The 15,145-nt window shown below is 53.0% G+C and carries 15 protein-coding genes; 11 read left to right on the plus strand and 4 right to left on the minus strand.

Annotated features, from left to right (window positions below; genetic code table 11):
* The first annotated feature begins 100 nt into the window (after positions 1–100).
* From chvE to mmsB, 3 genes are read left to right on the plus strand one after another with little or no spacing between them, the layout of a single operon-like run.
* On the plus strand, positions 101–1,186 hold the full coding sequence (gene chvE / locus ABID47_RS12065) for a multiple monosaccharide ABC transporter substrate-binding protein (protein ID WP_354496946.1): 1,086 nt from the start codon (positions 101–103) through the stop codon (positions 1,184–1,186).
* A 50-nt stretch (positions 1,187–1,236) separates the two neighbouring features.
* Entirely contained in the window at positions 1,237–2,787 is a 1,551-nt protein-coding gene (gene mmsA, locus ABID47_RS12070) for a multiple monosaccharide ABC transporter ATP-binding protein (RefSeq protein ID WP_354496948.1), read from the plus strand.
* Positions 2,771–3,940: a multiple monosaccharide ABC transporter permease gene (mmsB, locus tag ABID47_RS12075; RefSeq protein ID WP_089546345.1), complete on the plus strand. Its 1,170-nt coding sequence runs from the start codon at positions 2,771–2,773 to the stop codon at positions 3,938–3,940. Before mmsA ends, mmsB begins: the two co-directional genes overlap by 17 nt.
* A gap of 98 nt (positions 3,941–4,038) precedes the next feature.
* On the opposite strand, the gene ABID47_RS12080 is transcribed toward mmsB, so the two are convergent.
* Together ABID47_RS12080 and ant(6) are read right to left on the minus strand one after the other, a co-directional pair.
* On the minus strand, positions 4,039–5,352 hold the full coding sequence (locus ABID47_RS12080) for an alpha/beta hydrolase family protein (RefSeq protein WP_354496950.1): 1,314 nt from the start codon (positions 5,350–5,352) through the stop codon (positions 4,039–4,041).
* Between the two features lie 221 nt (positions 5,353–5,573).
* Positions 5,574–6,428 (minus strand): aminoglycoside 6-adenylyltransferase, encoded by an 855-nt coding sequence (ant(6), locus tag ABID47_RS12085; RefSeq protein WP_354496952.1) that lies wholly within the window; start codon positions 6,426–6,428, stop codon positions 5,574–5,576.
* A gap of 263 nt (positions 6,429–6,691) precedes the next feature.
* Here ant(6) and ABID47_RS12090 point away from each other — a divergent pair, with 263 nt between their 5' ends.
* From ABID47_RS12090 to ABID47_RS12105, 4 genes are all read left to right on the plus strand, one after another.
* Positions 6,692–6,958: a hypothetical protein gene (locus tag ABID47_RS12090; RefSeq protein WP_354496954.1), complete on the plus strand. Its 267-nt coding sequence runs from the start codon at positions 6,692–6,694 to the stop codon at positions 6,956–6,958.
* Positions 6,959–6,977: 19 nt separating this feature from the next.
* Positions 6,978–7,370 (plus strand): NIPSNAP family protein, encoded by a 393-nt coding sequence (locus ABID47_RS12095; protein ID WP_354496956.1) that lies wholly within the window; start codon positions 6,978–6,980, stop codon positions 7,368–7,370.
* Positions 7,367–8,155 carry a hypothetical protein gene (locus ABID47_RS12100; RefSeq protein ID WP_354496958.1) on the plus strand — a complete coding sequence of 263 codons (789 nt, stop codon included), beginning with the start codon at positions 7,367–7,369 and terminating at the stop codon, positions 8,153–8,155. The genes ABID47_RS12095 and ABID47_RS12100 overlap by 4 nt, the downstream gene beginning before the upstream one ends.
* Before the next feature lie 142 nt (positions 8,156–8,297).
* Positions 8,298–9,653 carry a serine hydrolase domain-containing protein gene (locus ABID47_RS12105; protein ID WP_354496960.1) on the plus strand — a complete coding sequence of 452 codons (1,356 nt, stop codon included), beginning with the start codon at positions 8,298–8,300 and terminating at the stop codon, positions 9,651–9,653.
* A gap of 24 nt (positions 9,654–9,677) precedes the next feature.
* Here the strand turns inward: ABID47_RS12105 and ABID47_RS12110 are convergent, their stop codons facing one another.
* Positions 9,678–9,956, minus strand: coding sequence for a hypothetical protein (locus ABID47_RS12110; RefSeq protein WP_354496962.1), 279 nt, complete (start codon positions 9,954–9,956; stop codon positions 9,678–9,680).
* Between the two features lie 330 nt (positions 9,957–10,286).
* On the opposite strand from ABID47_RS12110, the gene ABID47_RS12115 reads away from it, so the two are divergent.
* A complete protein-coding gene (locus tag ABID47_RS12115; RefSeq protein ID WP_354496964.1) occupies positions 10,287–10,598 on the plus strand; it encodes a hypothetical protein in 312 nt (103 codons plus the stop codon).
* An 84-nt stretch (positions 10,599–10,682) separates the two neighbouring features.
* Here ABID47_RS12115 and ABID47_RS12120 read toward each other — a convergent pair whose 3' ends face one another.
* On the minus strand, positions 10,683–13,283 hold the full coding sequence (locus ABID47_RS12120; RefSeq protein ID WP_354496966.1) for a fibronectin type III domain-containing protein: 2,601 nt from the start codon (positions 13,281–13,283) through the stop codon (positions 10,683–10,685).
* Positions 13,284–13,567: 284 nt separating this feature from the next.
* On the opposite strand from ABID47_RS12120, the gene ABID47_RS12125 reads away from it, so the two are divergent.
* The 3 genes from ABID47_RS12125 (at position 13,568) to hpf (ending at position 15,035) form a co-directional block, all read left to right on the plus strand.
* Complete coding sequence (locus ABID47_RS12125) at positions 13,568–13,930, plus strand: DUF3147 family protein (RefSeq protein ID WP_354497309.1); 363 nt, start codon at positions 13,568–13,570, stop codon at positions 13,928–13,930.
* 15 nt (positions 13,931–13,945) lie between these two features.
* On the plus strand, positions 13,946–14,344 hold the full coding sequence (locus ABID47_RS12130) for a DUF3147 family protein (protein ID WP_354496968.1): 399 nt from the start codon (positions 13,946–13,948) through the stop codon (positions 14,342–14,344).
* Between the two features lie 145 nt (positions 14,345–14,489).
* Positions 14,490–15,035, plus strand: a complete 546-nt coding sequence (hpf, locus tag ABID47_RS12135) for a ribosome hibernation-promoting factor, HPF/YfiA family (protein WP_326103407.1) — start codon at positions 14,490–14,492, stop codon at positions 15,033–15,035.
* Positions 15,036–15,145: the final 110 nt, after the last annotated feature.

Here is a 15,145-nt window from a genome sequence, read left to right on the forward strand (position 1 = left end):
GCGCGGGTCAGCATGTATCCTTTGAAGTACAGAGAGGCTTTACGATCCATTGGATGTAAGCGCTCTCGACCTTGGGCATACCGGAAAGGAGAACGTACCGATGAAGAAAGCAATGTTAGCGCTCCTGATGGTCGCGATGCTGATGGCCCTGACGGCCTGCAATCTGGCCGAGAGCGGAGCCGGTGATAAAAGCAAGGGCTATGTCGGGCTGGCGATGCCGACCAAATCGTCCGAGCGCTGGGTGAACGACGGCAAAAACATGGAGCGGCTGTTCCAGGAAAAAGGCTACAAGACCGATTTGCAGTTTGCGGAGGATGTGGTCGAGAACCAGATTTCGCAAATCGAGAACATGATTACCAAGGGGGTTGACGTCATTGTCGTCGCCTCGATTGACGGAAACACGCTGACCGACGTCATCAAGAAGGCGCATGATCAGGGGATTAAAGTCATCTCCTATGACCGGCTGATCCGGAACACGCCGTATTTGTCCTACTACGCGACGTTCGACAATTTCAAAGTCGGCGTGCTGCAGGCTTCCTATATTGAGCAGAAGCTAGGTCTTAAGGAAGGCAAAGGTCCCTTCAATATTGAGCTGTTCGGCGGATCGCCGGACGACAACAACTCCTATTTCTTCTACGACGGCGCGATGTCCATTTTGAAGCCGTATATCGACTCCGGCAAGCTGGTCGTCCGCAGCAAGCAGACGACGATGGCGCAGATCGCCACCCTCCGCTGGGACGGCGCCTTGGCGCAATCCCGGATGGATAACCTGCTCAGTGCGAACTACTCGAACGCGAACCTGGACGCGGTGCTGTCGCCGTACGACGGCATCAGCATTGGGATCATTTCTTCGCTGAAGGGCGTCGGCTACGGCACGGCCAAAAAGCCGATGCCGATCATCACCGGCCAGGACGGGGAGCTTGCTTCCATCAAGTCCATCGTCGCCGGGGAGCAGACGCAGACGGTGTTCAAAGACACCCGCAAGCTGGCGGAGCAGGCGGTTAAGATGGCTGAGAGCATCCTGAAGGGCCAGGAGGCGGAAGTCAACGATACGAAGTCTTACGATAACGGCATCAAGGTCGTGCCGGCTTATCTGCTGCCGCCGGTATCGGTCGATGCGACGAACGTCGAGAAAGAGATGGTGGAATCCGGTTATTACACTAAGGCGGAAATCGGCCTGAAGTAGTCCGAAGTTCGGAATCAACATAAGCGAAGCGAGGGGAAGGTGAAGCTCACATGTCGGAATACATTTTGGAAATGCGGAACATTACGAAGGAGTTTCCCGGCGTCAAGGCGCTGAGCAACGTGAACCTTAAAATCCGGGAAGGCGAAATTCATTCCCTGTGCGGGGAGAACGGGGCGGGCAAATCGACGCTGATGAAGGTGCTGAGCGGGGTCTATCCGCACGGTACCTATGACGGAGAGATTTTATTCAAAGGGAAAACCTGCGAATTTAAAAATATCAAGCACAGCGAGGAGCTCGGCATCGTTATTATCCACCAGGAGCTCGCACTGATCCCGTATCTGTCGATTGCAGAAAATATATTCCTCGGCAATGAACGGTCGAGCCGCGGCATCATGAACTGGAATGAAACGATCACGGGAGCGAAAGAGCTGCTGGACAAAGTCGGACTGAAGGAAAACCCGAACACGCCCGTGGGCAATATCGGGGTCGGCAAGCAGCAGCTGGTCGAAATTGCGAAAGCGCTCTCCAAAAAGGTGAAGCTGCTGATCCTGGATGAGCCGACCGCGGCCCTGAACGAGGACGACAGCGAAAACCTGCTCCAGCTGATGCTGGAATTCAAACGGCAGGGCATCTCCTGTATTCTCATTTCCCACAAGCTGAACGAGGTGTCGAAAGTATCCGACTCGATCACGATTTTGCGCGACGGCCAAACGATCGAGACGCTTGACATGAAGGGCGGGGACGTGAACGAGGACCGGATTATCCGCGGCATGGTCGGACGGGACCTGACGAACCGGTATCCGGAGCGCACGCCGAAGATCGGCGATACGATTCTGGAGGTCAAGGACTGGACCGTGTACGACGAACAGCGGAGCGACCGCAAAATGCTGGACCAGGTCAATCTTCATATCCGGCGCGGGGAGATCGTCGGCATTGCCGGGCTGATGGGGGCCGGGCGGACGGAGCTGGCGATGAGCATATTCGGCAAAGCTTATGGGCGCAACATTTCCGGTACGCTGATCAAGGACGGAAAGCCGATCCAGAACAACACGATCACACAGGCGATCGACAATGGCTTTGCGTACGTGACAGAGGACCGCAAGCATTACGGCCTGATCCTGATCGACGATATCAAGCGCAACATTTCGCTGACGGGGCTGCCCAAGCTGGCCAAGGGCACGGTGATCGACGATAAGCAGGAGGTTCTGGTGGCGGAGGAAATGCGGAAGAAGCTGAAGATCAAGACGCCGAACATTTTGCAGAAAACGGGGAATCTCAGCGGAGGCAATCAGCAGAAGGTCGTGCTGAGCAAATGGATTTTTTCCGAGCCGGATATCCTCATTCTCGACGAACCGACACGCGGAATCGATGTGGGAGCCAAATACGAAATTTATACGATTATCAATCAGCTGGCCGATGAGGGCAAAGGCGTCCTCGTTATTTCTTCCGAGCTCCCGGAAATTCTAGGGATCTGCGACCGCATTTATGTGATGAACGCTGGCCGGATCACGGGCGAAGTGAGCTGTGAAGAAGCTTCGCAGGAGACGCTGATGAGATATATGACCAAGACTGGAGGGGCCAAGCATGGAAACGTTGGTTAAACTGTTTAAAAATAATATCCGGCAGTACGGGATGATCATCGCCCTTGTCGTCATCATGATTTTGTTTGAAATTATAACGGGCGGCCTGCTGCTCAAGCCGATTAACATTACCAATCTGATTTTGCAAAACAGCTACATTCTCGTCCTGGCGATCGGGATGGTGCTGGTCATTATTACCGGGCATATCGACCTGTCGGTCGGCTCGATCGCCGCGTTCGTCGGTGCGGTGGCCGCCATTATGATGGTTGACCTGCACTGGCATCCGGTTGTCGCCGTGATCGCCTCCCTGGTTGTCGGTGCGCTGATCGGCGCATGGCAGGGTTTTTGGGTCGCTTATGTAAAAATCCCGGCGTTTATCGTCACGCTGGCCGGCATGCTGCTGTTCCGCGGTCTGACGATGATCGTGCTGAAAGGGCAGTCCATCGCGCCGTTTCCGAACGGATTTCAGAAGATCAGCTCCGGCTTCATTCCGGATTTCGGCAGTGCCGGAACGAACATCGTGGCGGTGCTAGCGGGAATTCTTTTCACCGTCATCTATATCGTCAATGAGCTTCGTGACCGCAGAGCACAAAAGAAATATAACTTTGAAGTGGTTTCGGGCGGACTGTTCATCCTGAAGCTTGTCGTTATTGCGGCCATCATCAACGCATTTACCTTTATGCTTGCGATCTACGCCGGGCTGCCGAACATTCTGATTCTGCTGCTGGTGCTCATTATCATCTACTCGTTCGTCATGAACAAAACCGTGATGGGACGCCATATTTACGCTCTCGGCGGCAACGAAAAAGCGGCGGACCTGTCCGGCGTGAAGACGAAAAAGGTGACGTTCTGGGTCTTCGTCAACATGGGCGTGCTTGCCGCCATCTCGGGCCTCATCTTTGCGGCTCGTCTGAACGCGGCCACGCCTAGAGCCGGCACCAACTTTGAGCTGGACGCGATCGCCGCAAGCTTCATCGGCGGGGCATCGGCGACGGGCGGTATCGGAACGGTCTTCGGCGCCATTATCGGCGGCCTCGTCATGGGCGTGCTCAACAACGGGATGTCGCTCATCGGTCTTGGGGTCGACTGGCAGCAGGGGATTAAGGGTCTTGTCCTTTTGGCGGCCGTAGCCTTCGATATATATAATAAGAAGAAAGTGACTTTTCTGAAGTGATCGTTTTACTTTGACAACAGATCATTTTCCATTGAAATGTAAGGCACTTGAAGACCAAGAGTCCGCAGTTTTTGCGGACTCTTGGTCTTTTTCTAAATTTAATCTTGAATTATGTGTATATCCGGATACTTCGATAAGGAGTTTTCAAGCAGCTCGGATGACATATGCCGCAAATGCAGGTTGAAGAAAGCCGTAACGTACGCTCGTTGGGCTGATACAGCCTGCGCCGGCTCCATCGTGCCGATGGCCTCCTGCACAACTGCGCTTGGCAAGCCTAGTTTCTCTTGGAGCTGAGGCAGTATCGCCGGGTAATCCGTGAATGTAAAATGCATGCCTTTCGGGGCGCTGACGTCCAGCTTCCAGCCGGTTGAATGCGTCCACAACGACTTCCAATCCGGTCTGGTTACATGCGAATCGGGCCCTTGTTCTTGATAATAACCGGCCCCCATCAGCATCAATGGGCGATCCAGGCCTTCCTCCGCGACAGGGAGCAGGGCATCCGGCAAGTAGCCGAGCGCTCCGTCCATCAGGATGCCTGCGTCGATGCGACGGTCATCATACATCGTCTGCAAGGCGGCGGCTCCTCCGGCGGAATGGCCGAAAATGCCGATATGCGACAGATCCATTGCCTTACCTAGCCCGTTAGGGAGCGGGCGCTGTGCTGCGTCGGGATTCCCGCCTGTCCGAAGGACCGCCAGCTGATCAAGGACAAACCGGATGTCCAGTTCCCGTACGGCCATAAGCTTCATGATGGTGTCTTCGCTTAGCTTCGGCAATGCCTGCACTTCCACCCTCCCGCCTGGAAATTCCACCTCGGATGCGTCGTACGTGTGGTCGATCGTGACGACGACGTACCCTTGACTGGCGAGCTCCTCGGCTCCGATCGTGCCGGCTGTCCGGGGGACGCCGCTTCCCGGGGAGTATAACACAACGGGGTATTGGCCATGGGCATTTGCCACCGGGGCAGCGAGCATACCATGGGTCCTGACTTGTTCCCACCGGATGGCTCCAGGACTTACACCGGCAGGGATCAGGGTGGATTTTTCGTAATGGGCGGCCGCCCCGGGCTGCATATAAGGAGCGAGAGCGGGACTGGCGGACTTTTGCCGGGCTGGATACCAGATGCTGATCATAAGTTCCCGCGTTTTTCCGGTCACCCAAGGATCGGGTCTGCCCCTGTCGATCAGATGCATCTCCGTGGTGCCCACCGAATATGCTCCGGTCGGTTCCGGTAAGCTGAATACGATCCGGGCTGTTTGAGGCGGGGAGGAAGCGGGAACCGCCGATTCGGCATACGATGTTGGGATCAAGGACGTCAATCCACCAGCCAGGAGGATACCTAGGGTGAGGCGCCGGACAAGCCTCCCTCTTTGCGCCGGGCAGTCTCTTCGGGTTTTGCTTTTGATAAGCATACGTATAGAACCTCCACTTATGGAATAAGTCTTGCCTATTCCATTCTACAAAACCGAACATGAATCGCGGGTTACAAAGCGCATGGCTAACCTTACGCTTTTGTCACGGTGTGCATGTCATTTGCCCGCCAAACATAAAAAACACCCCCTAGGATCAGACAGTCAATCCTAAGGGGGTCCAACATTAAATTTCGGGGTGTAATGAATTAGTGACGGTACGTTTACTTTATTGTAGAATAAACATTTTCCGTATACTTTGAAATGGCTTCGTCGTAATCGGGATACGGATATCCGAGACGGCTAGACACCGCTTTGGAGTATTTTCTGAACAGCTCGTAACAAGTGAATAAAGACTTCCACATGTGCTCGTATCCATTCTCCGCGTAGGTTGACAGCAGAGTCTCCCAATCTTCAACGGGAAGGTAACGGTCGATAAATTTATAATTTTTTCCTACGCTAAAAGTAAACCCGTGCTCAGAGCCAATTTGCCAAGCCATCATCCTTAGCAGATTGGGCCGGGCGATCTCGTTCAAGTGGTCGATGGCAAACAGAATTTCTTTACGCGCCAATCCCTTGACTACGTAAGTTGATACCATCCAGAACTCATTGCAGCAATCGTCGAATTCCCTGGCTGTAGGTTTCTTAATCCAATACTGGCGGTCATCCGCGATCACCTCATTTATAATGAGAGCATCCTTATCCAGCAACACCTCGACCAAACCGTCGCTTTGGGAGAAATAGTTCTCCACCTCATTGAATGGAATCAGGGTCAAGTCGACTTTATTGCCGTCTTCCAGGTGAATTAGATAGGAAAACCAATTGCCCAGTTCCGGCGGAAACAGCTCCATATCCTCAGGTTTTTGCATCATGATACGGTTTCCCAAAAAATCTAGCCACCCGTCATGCTCCTTGAACGAATCCATTTCGGTTACAAAATAAGAAATGTCATAATCCTGGAATGCATCCGGAGGGATATTTGTGTTGGTGCGCGATCCTTCCAGGGTCACCAATCGAATCCGTTCATCGTGTTTTGCATAATCCAAAAGCAGCCTCATCATTTCTTGCTCACTTCGCATTGTGCCCTCAACCTCCCCTATTTTCTAGGTCTGCAATGTCATCCTTGAAGGAAGGCGGTCCGCGAATCCGAAGGAAACAGCGCTCTCGGCCTGAGGCACGTTATAACTTATCCAGCCGCTTTTCCATAAGTCATGGCCCTCCGTTTCTTGAACGATAATGTTTTATTTTACCATAAATAAAAGGCATGCCCCAGCAATAAAAACATAACGTTTGGACTCCGGTAGGCGTTTATAGTAATAGACGAGTCGAAGGAGGCGGGAGAATGGCCTTATTACGAGACAGTTCGCAGCGAGAAGAGCTAAAAGAGCAGTACGATCGACTTTGGATCGAATTTCAGCATATGGAGGATCGAAAAGTAGAGGACCTTTTAAACGAAGTACAGTACAAGCTGTTATCAAGGAAAGAGAAGCTGTTTGACATGCTGCAGCCTTTTAGAACGCACACGATCTGGGTGATTCCGGTCAGTGTCATTTCCGTAATGGTAACGCTGTATTCCTTGTTTATCTGGGCTGCGTTATGGGTTGAATAATCTGGAAGGAAGTGAACGGATGTTTTACCGCAGAAAATTTTACATTGTGAAAAATGAATTCGTGGACGTTTTCAACCGCCATTTTAATGAAACCAATTTACCGAATCAAATGAAGCACGGCACCCGCCTGATCGGAAGATGGATGGTGCCTCGTGATGAATCCACAACCGAAATTTTTGCGATTTGGGAATATGACAGCCGCGGCCAGTACGAGGAGATTGAGGCTAAGATAAGAAGCGACAAGGAACACGTACAGCGGATACAGAACTGGTACGACCAGCATGGCGGAAGGGACCGCGTGTATAAGGAGTATCTATTAGAGGTCCGAAATGAAGAGCTGTTATCTACGGTTGAACATGACGGATTGGCGGATTCGGAATCGGCCGGGCGTCAGCAGGAAAGTGCGACATGAGGAAAGTTCCATTAACGATGGCATCGATGTTGTTATTCGGTTTCCTGCTCGCCTGTAATCAGAGCGACGATCTATCGGATAACGCTGTATCCACTGAGATTTCATCGACGGATGACAACCCTGGCGAAGGTATGCAGCAGCCATCCTCTTCTTCTCCGGGCGCTTCGGTTGAACGGGTCAGCCGGTTTCCGAAATCGTTCATTTCGGGATCGGTTGTGCTTGACTCGTCTTCGGATACGCGAGTGGTTCGTGCAGAAATCGTGACCCGGCAAGGGACTCTTCTCATGATTTCCCAAGGAAGGGAGGAACGGGGGCATTTAGCGGTTCCGAGCAATTACGGACGGGAAGGGGACCTGACGTTTCAGGCTGACTATTCCATCGTTTACAGGCAAGCCGGGAAGGAAGATACTCTGTTATTGGACTTGCCTGCCTTTTTATTTGTAAGACCCAATGACGAGAAGGTTCCTTTCGAGAAGGTACGTTTCCAAGACGCGGATGTTTACTTTCTTGCGCCTCAGTATAAGTCGGGTCATGGAATGGAGGCGTACGTGTTTGCGATCGACCGCAGCAGCGGCGAGGCCACAGCTTTAAAAGTCATGCAAAAGGGGCATGCTGGCGGCAAACTCGTGTATTCGGAAATAGAGCCTTCTCCGCACATCGAAAACGACCGCTTGGTGGTCCATCCCCCGATCGTAGCCGGGACTCCCGAAGAAGACACCCGCGACGTGTTATACCGGTTGGATTTGGCCAATAAGCGGTTAGTGGCCATCGATAATAAAAATTAATTATAGCGATGCTGTACATTGCCGCCCCCTTCCCGAGGTGATACGCTGAAGATGTTAAATCCAGGAAGGCGGTGCTTCCATTGGTAAGAGTATGAGGTTGCTGACAACAGAATACAAATATTCGATCCATGGAGGCTTTAGGATGCCAAACATAGAGCAAATAACGAAGCGGCTGGACCAGCTGCTGAATGATTATATCGCGCAGGATGGCGCGGCGGCGGGCATGGCTGTAGGCATCGTGTACAATCGCGAGCCTGTCTACGCCAAAGGATTTGGTGTGAAAAGTAAGGAGACCGGAGACCCGGTGGATGAGAGCACGCTGTTTCACATGGCCTCGATTTCCAAAACCTATGTGGCTACGGCGGTTATGCAGCTCGTGGAACGCGGACAAATCATGCTGGATGAGAAAGTGACGGCGTACCTGCCTTACTTCAGGCTGGAGGACACGCGTTATCGGGATATCACGATCAGGCACTTGCTCACCCATACCTCCGGCATGCCGGATGAGGATGATTATGAATGGGATCGGCCTCAGTTGGATGCAGGAGCGCTGGAGCGTTACGTTCGCAGCGTATCGAACCGAGAGCTGTTATGGGAACCCGTTAAGGGAACATATGCTTACAGCAACATAGCCTTTGAGATTCTCGGTGATGTCATCGCGAAGGTCTCGGGGGTTTCCTTTGAACAGTACATGCATGAGCATATTTTGGATGTGCTTGGCATGGAAACGAGCACCTATACGATGCCGGATGCAGATCAGGGCCTGCTTGCCGCCCCGCACATAATGGGGATGGGCTCTTCCTTTGGAGCGAAGGTCAGTCGCATCTATCCGTATAACCGGGCGCATGGGCCAAGCTCCACCTTGCTGACGAGTGCGGCGGAATCGTGCAGCTACGCGGCGGCTTACTTAAACGGGGGAAAATGGGGCACTGCACCTGTTCTGCAGCCGTCCAGCATTGAGGAGCTGTGGCAAAGCCATGCACCGGCTGACGATTTTGGTTATTACCGGAACATTGGCCTGGGCTGGTTCATGGGACCGTATAAGGGGCTGGAAGCGAAAGCGCATGGCGGATCGGACACGGGATTTCGTTCCAATCTGGTCGTCTTGCCCGAACCGGGTATCGCGGTAACTCTCATGTTCAATACCGATTACCTTGGACTCCATCAGGTCAACAACGCCATCTTGGATGTGCTGCTTGGGGAGCAGGTCGAAGTGATTCCGCGTTCGCTGACGATGCATGCAGCCGGCATATTGGCCACGGAAGGAATAGACTCGGCCCTGAGTGTATACAAGGCGGGCAGCGAGCAGCGCTCCAAGCTCGGTTATGTACCGTACGAGTTCGACTTCGGCTTTCAGGGCATTGCCGGCAGACTGCTTCGAGGCGGGGAACCGGACGGAGCCGCGGCCATCGTTAATCTGGCGTTAGCAATGGATCCGGACGATGAAGAGCTGCGTTTGATGAAGGATCGGCTTGCCGATTCTATTGCGCGATCCTGATCGTCAGCGCAGCCGCGGCCGCCATCAGGTTTTGAACACAAGCCGGTGAAACAGGAACGCAGCGGCGGCCGAAATCACGAGAGAGATCAACCATACCGTTATTTTTTGCGGTGTAATCCGCGGCCGGTCGGACCCGAATTCAACCGTGGACGGCAGGGGTTCCGCACCGTTTGGATCATAGGCGGCCATCATGTTCGCCGTATGTTTTTGGGTCATATACATGCCGAGGCCTGTCTGAATGCCGGTTTGGATAAGAACAAAACAAACGGCAAAGATGATAGGTAAAGCGATGTACTTTAGCATAGATTAGTGAGTTCCTCCGATTCTATTTTTGTTAAATGTTACCACAATTAAACTAGAATTGTCTCTAGTTCGATAAGCCTTTAACAAGCAAAAATCTGATGAACCTGTGAAACCCTGAGGGAGCAGTGGATAAAAAGATCCTGGCGATCATGCCAAGGATCTTTTTAGTGCTTATGCCGACAATACGGCGGCCGTTCGGGGGCAAAGCTGATAGGATCAATTTTTTTCATAGAATACGTGTGCCACAGAGCTCGTCTACGATTATAATAGTTTCAAGATGACGGCTTGCAGCCGTCACTGACGTTAACCTTTCGTAAATGGAGAGTTGTCATGATGCAAAAAATCTTTACCTTGATGCTGATTTGCGCCCTTTGGCTTCCGGCAAACTTGGAGGCGGTTCAAGCTTCGGGGTTATCGTCATGGGAAGGGCCGATCCTTACAAAACACGCTCCCATATCCATCGTCACAAGCCCGGCTGTATCCCCCAAGCTTTCAGATGAGGAAGCGAAGCGGCTAAGGGAGGCCTACGGCCTCGAGCAGCCCGAAACAGAGATACGGCAGAGCATCGGCGATTTCGGCGCCAGCCTCCGTATTCAAGAGCTGCTGGCATGGATATGCATTTTGTTCCTGGGTTGGGTGTGATTTGGACATACATGATATACGATCTAAAAATGACAACTCTGTCGAAAAGCCCGGGGAAACTCCAATTCCCCGGGCTCTTGCATTTTACGGGAAGCTGACTTCTACCGGATCCGCATTCATGCGATTGCCGGCGGAACGGATGACAAATTCGTAATTGCCGGATGCCTTGATATTGCTGACTGTCAGGCTGTACTCTGTCTTACCGGGCTGGGCGGTTACATAAGCGTTCCAGTATGGCTTGATTTTGCCGTTCTTCTCATAGATCCAAAAACCTTTGACGGCCTCGCCGCTTGCAGCCGGCATGTTCCAGCGGATAACCGCTTTGCCGCCGCTGGCCTGAACGCTCGCGTCTTCGACCCTCAAAGGCTTGGTGTCCGTGCGCTTGATGCTGTATTGGTCGTAGAGCTTGACGCCGCTGCTCCCGGAGGCTTCGTCTTTTTTGGCGGCGGTATAAGCCTTGATGTGAAGAACATCGGACGAGACCGACACATCGGTAAACATTTTTTTGTTCGGCTGGGTATTTTTTGCCGCAAAATAGTCGTTGTACCCCGGATATTTCGTATAGAACTTATCCCCGAAAGCGTTGGACATCAGGTAGACCGTTCCTTTGGGATTGACCGCGTTCCCTTGCTCATCATAGGTGATCTGGCTTGCTGGGACGACTTTGTCGTTCAGCATTTGGTAGGACCTCATGTACATGTGGTCATGCGCTTCGAAAACCATGTCGATTCCCATTTGATCGAAGGCGGGGACGAGGACCTTTTTGTAAAATTGGACCCGGTCGTCCTCCCATTCCCCCGCATTGTCCCCGGCGGAATAGGGGCCTTTATGGAAAGCGACGAATTTCCACTTGGCATCGCTTTGGGCCACAACGTATTTCATCCATTCCACCTGTTCGGCAAACTGCTGATCCTGCTCCTTAATGCTGCCGCTGTTTGTGAGTTCCCCGGCGTACTGGGAGTTGAAGATGAGGAAAAGGGCATTTCCGTACTCAAAAGAGTACACCGACCCGTCATGCGTATTGGCGACCACCTGTTTCGGCAGATGGAAATGATAATAGAAGTTGGAGTTCGGCGTCGTCTCGTCGCCATCATAATCCTGAACCTCATGTCCGCCGACGACAGGCACGATCGGAACATGGAGCAGTTGATCCTGCGCAAGTCCGAGCATCCATTGCCACTGCTCTTCGAGGTCGCCGTTATCCACAAGATCCCCGGCATTGATCAGAAACTTCGGATCGCCGATCGTCTGAACAGCTTTTTTGAAAGTATCCGCCCAAGGTTCAAAATCCCTCTTGCTGGAGGCCTGGGAATCCGATCCGGCGATAAAATGGAACGGCTGATTCCCTGCATCCGTCGTGAAACTTCCAACAGAACTCCAGCTGTCCGCTGAGCCGCTGCCGACCCGATATTGATAGGATGTTCCCGGAAGCAGTCCGGTTGCTGTCACTTTATGGCTGTAAAATTTCTTTTTCTTGTTTGCTTTCCGGTCCCCTTTGGTGACATAAGTTTGGATTTCTTCCGTCGTGCCCTGGAAGGTCATCGTCCCGCTTACCGGAAAAGGACCTCCCGATCCTCTGGAGCCTTCAGCAATCTGCACGACGGACGGGGACGGAGCATCCGTATACCATCCAAACGACCGGGTAGTTTTGGTATCGCCCGTCAAGGTCATATTGATCAGCTTCGGAACGGTAGGGGGGTCTTGGGGATTCCGGACGGTAAAGCTCCAGGAGATGTCCTGTTCCAGCGGGACCCGATCGTCCCTGCCCGTTATGAGCTCTTTGGGCACGCGTACCGTATAGGTCTTGCCGCCTGACAAAGCCGGATGCTTAATGCTCAGCGTGACGGGGTCTAGGACTTCCGCCGCGACGGATCCGACCAGCGTTCCCTGAGGATCCGTCAAAATGACGGAAAGGTCCGGGTTGATCAAGACGGGCTTGTTGAACGTTACGCTGATTGAAGCCGAAGGGTCCACCCCGACGGCACCCGGCTGAGGGGAAACGGACCGCATTTCTGTGGGCGTTTCGGCCGGGCCGCCGCCGTCCATGGGGGACCCCGTGATCCGAATATCCTTGATCAAGCTCGAGCCTGTGCTGCCGATTCCTTGAGTTCCCTTGGTATTTGTGTTGGAATTGACGATCCAGCGGATATACAGGACATCCTGATCATTCGCTGCCTCGGGAAGGGGAGCATCCGTCAGTTTGCATGCATCTGCAGGGCAGTTGAAACGGTTTAAAGCCATTTTAAGCTCAGCTCCCGGAACATCCTCCCAGTGCTGATTGTCGCTGCTGAGTTGAACCTTGAAATCACGCGGTCCCGTGCCGGTGGAGGTCTGCTCCGATGACAGCGCAATGTGTTTGTATCCTTTCGTTGACAAGACAGCGTGCCAATATTTTTTTTCGCTGCCGCTGTCCCAGCCCTGATAGCTCAAGGAATGCTGCCCGCTGTCATAATCTTCGAAGTAGCCGCCGACGTTCCGGAAGCTGGAAACGGTCTGAAATAGGCCGCCCGTAGCCGGAAATACGCCGCTATCTCCTGAATCATCAAAAATCCATTCCGACAGAACGACGGAGTCGTGAGCGGGTTGCTCTGCCCGGACCGTCCCATAAAAAGGAAACATCAGCACGATAAAGAACAGCGGCCAAATCCATGAGAGAAATTTCGTCTTGCCTAAAATTGCAGCCATGTAACTCTCCTTTCGGAACTAAAAATTAAAGCGTTTTAACTTTTGGGTAAGCCATCATGAAGGCGGCCGGCCTGCCATTCCCTGTAAATATACGGAAAGGATAGCGGAAACAGAACTTAAAAATGCGGTCTAATCAATAAGCGCGATCAAACGGCAAATGACTGTAGATCTTTCCGTATTGGCTGTGATGCAGATTACAGAAGCTGATCCAGCCCTGTGCTATGATGGGTTCGGTTAAGTTAGTGATTGTTTTCACAAAATGGACAGGGGAGATTGACATGGCTCTGGCTCATCTATCGCTGATAGGCATTTTGCTGCGGTTCCTTCTGGGAGGCGCAGCCGTGGTGGCGGCATCGCTTATTGCCAAACGCGCGGGAGGAGCCGTCGGTGGCATTTTTGCCGCGTTTCCCGCCGTTTTTCTGGCGGCTCTGCTGACGATGAGGTTCGATTACGGGGATCGAGAACTGGTCGCCCATTCGATTGATTTGTCCCAAGGCGCTTTGATCGGTATGGCGATTAATGTAGCGTGCGCCGCGGCGGCAGGTTACTTGTGCACCAGCAGAGGATGGAAGAAGGGGCTGACCTTGTCCGTAGGCGGCTGGCTGCTCGTTTCGTTCACGATATCCTATGTGCTGTTCAGCTTGTAAAGGGGGAAACAGGAAATGAAATTACGGGAGCTGCTGCTTCGGTTCGTGTTGGGCGGCCTGGCGGTCGTATTGAGCTATATGGCGTCGGTCCTGCTGCCGTGGAAGGCGCTTGGCGGTATTTTTGCGGCGTTTCCCGCCGTGATGGTCGTCGCCGTGCTGATGGTCGGCCTCAGTCAGGGCTCGGAAAAGGCGGCCGCGGTTGCCAGAGGTTCGGTATACGGGATGACCGGCTGCGCTGTCTGCGTCGTGACGGTCTGGTATGCCCTGAAAATAACCGGCGTCTGGTGGCCCAGCTTGATGCTGGGACTTATAGGCTGGTTTGCCGGCTCGTTTGCGCTGCTGAAAGTGAAGGAGAAAGTGCAAAAAATCCAGCATATGCACCGGCTGCCGCGAAAACAGACCAAGCATGTGTAAATGGTCGACTTGCGTTAAGGATCAGTCATGCGCAGGGATGCGGGACGTTTCCGAGTTGGTGTGATATTTTTCACAGCACAGGGTGCCCAGCCGTTTTACAATAAGGTCATGCAAGAGTCCTTTCCCGTTGAAGGAGGCAGATCCCATGGCTACACACATTCATGGCAAACATTTTGAAGTGACACCGGCACTCCAGGCGTATGCCGAGCAGAAGATCGGTTCGGCCCAATCCTGGTTTGACGAGACGGTGACCATCCATGTCACCCTGCTGCTGCAGGCCCGGAAACAGGAGCATGTCGTTGAGGCTACCATTCCCTATCACGGCATGGTCTTTCGGGTCGAAGTGAAGGATGCGGACATGTATGCCGCCATTGACCAGGCCGCGGATAAGCTGGACCGCAAGCTCCGCAAGTACAAGGAGCGGGCGCGCCGCAAGTTGCGCAGCCACGGACGCTCGGTCGGCACCGGCATTCAGGACGGCGGACAGCCGGAACCCGAAGCGCCGGAGGAAGCCTTTGTCATTGCAAAAGAAAAGCGGCTCGTGATGAAGCCGGTGGATCTGCAGGAAGCCGTGCTGCAGATGAATTTGCTGGACCACAGCTTCCATCTGTTCTTGAACCGGGATACCAACCGTGAGGAAGTCGTTTACCGCAGGGCGGACGGCACTTACGGGCACCTCTTTGCTGATTAAGCCAGGTTTGTTGTCTTCAAGTCTTGATGACTCCTAACTGCTATTCCTTTGCGCCGAATGGAGAGCCATAGCTCCATTCGGTATTTTTTTTGTTTAGACGATAGAATTTC

The organism is Paenibacillus favisporus (genome assembly GCF_040545415.1).
In the GTDB taxonomy this organism is placed as follows: Bacteria; Bacillota; Bacilli; order Paenibacillales; family Paenibacillaceae; genus Paenibacillus_AQ; species Paenibacillus_AQ favisporus.

Excerpts from the sequence above, each read along its gene's own strand:
- chvE (WP_354496946.1), top strand. The coding sequence starts at position 101 with ATGAAGAAAGCAATGTTAGCGCTCCTGATGGTCGCGATGCTGATGGCC.
- mmsA (WP_354496948.1), top strand. The coding sequence starts at position 1,237 with ATGTCGGAATACATTTTGGAAATGCGGAACATTACGAAGGAGTTTCCC.
- mmsB (WP_089546345.1), top strand. The coding sequence starts at position 2,771 with ATGGAAACGTTGGTTAAACTGTTTAAAAATAATATCCGGCAGTACGGG.
- ABID47_RS12080 (WP_354496950.1), bottom strand. The coding sequence starts at position 5,352 with ATGCTTATCAAAAGCAAAACCCGAAGAGACTGCCCGGCGCAAAGAGGG.
- ABID47_RS12090 (WP_354496954.1), top strand. The coding sequence starts at position 6,692 with ATGGCCTTATTACGAGACAGTTCGCAGCGAGAAGAGCTAAAAGAGCAG.
- ABID47_RS12095 (WP_354496956.1), top strand. The coding sequence starts at position 6,978 with ATGTTTTACCGCAGAAAATTTTACATTGTGAAAAATGAATTCGTGGAC.
- ABID47_RS12100 (WP_354496958.1), top strand. The coding sequence starts at position 7,367 with ATGAGGAAAGTTCCATTAACGATGGCATCGATGTTGTTATTCGGTTTC.
- ABID47_RS12105 (WP_354496960.1), top strand. The coding sequence starts at position 8,298 with ATGCCAAACATAGAGCAAATAACGAAGCGGCTGGACCAGCTGCTGAAT.
- ABID47_RS12110 (WP_354496962.1), bottom strand. The coding sequence starts at position 9,956 with ATGCTAAAGTACATCGCTTTACCTATCATCTTTGCCGTTTGTTTTGTT.
- ABID47_RS12115 (WP_354496964.1), top strand. The coding sequence starts at position 10,287 with ATGATGCAAAAAATCTTTACCTTGATGCTGATTTGCGCCCTTTGGCTT.
- ABID47_RS12120 (WP_354496966.1), bottom strand. The coding sequence starts at position 13,283 with ATGGCTGCAATTTTAGGCAAGACGAAATTTCTCTCATGGATTTGGCCG.
- ABID47_RS12130 (WP_354496968.1), top strand. The coding sequence starts at position 13,946 with ATGAAATTACGGGAGCTGCTGCTTCGGTTCGTGTTGGGCGGCCTGGCG.
- hpf (WP_326103407.1), top strand. The coding sequence starts at position 14,490 with ATGGCTACACACATTCATGGCAAACATTTTGAAGTGACACCGGCACTC.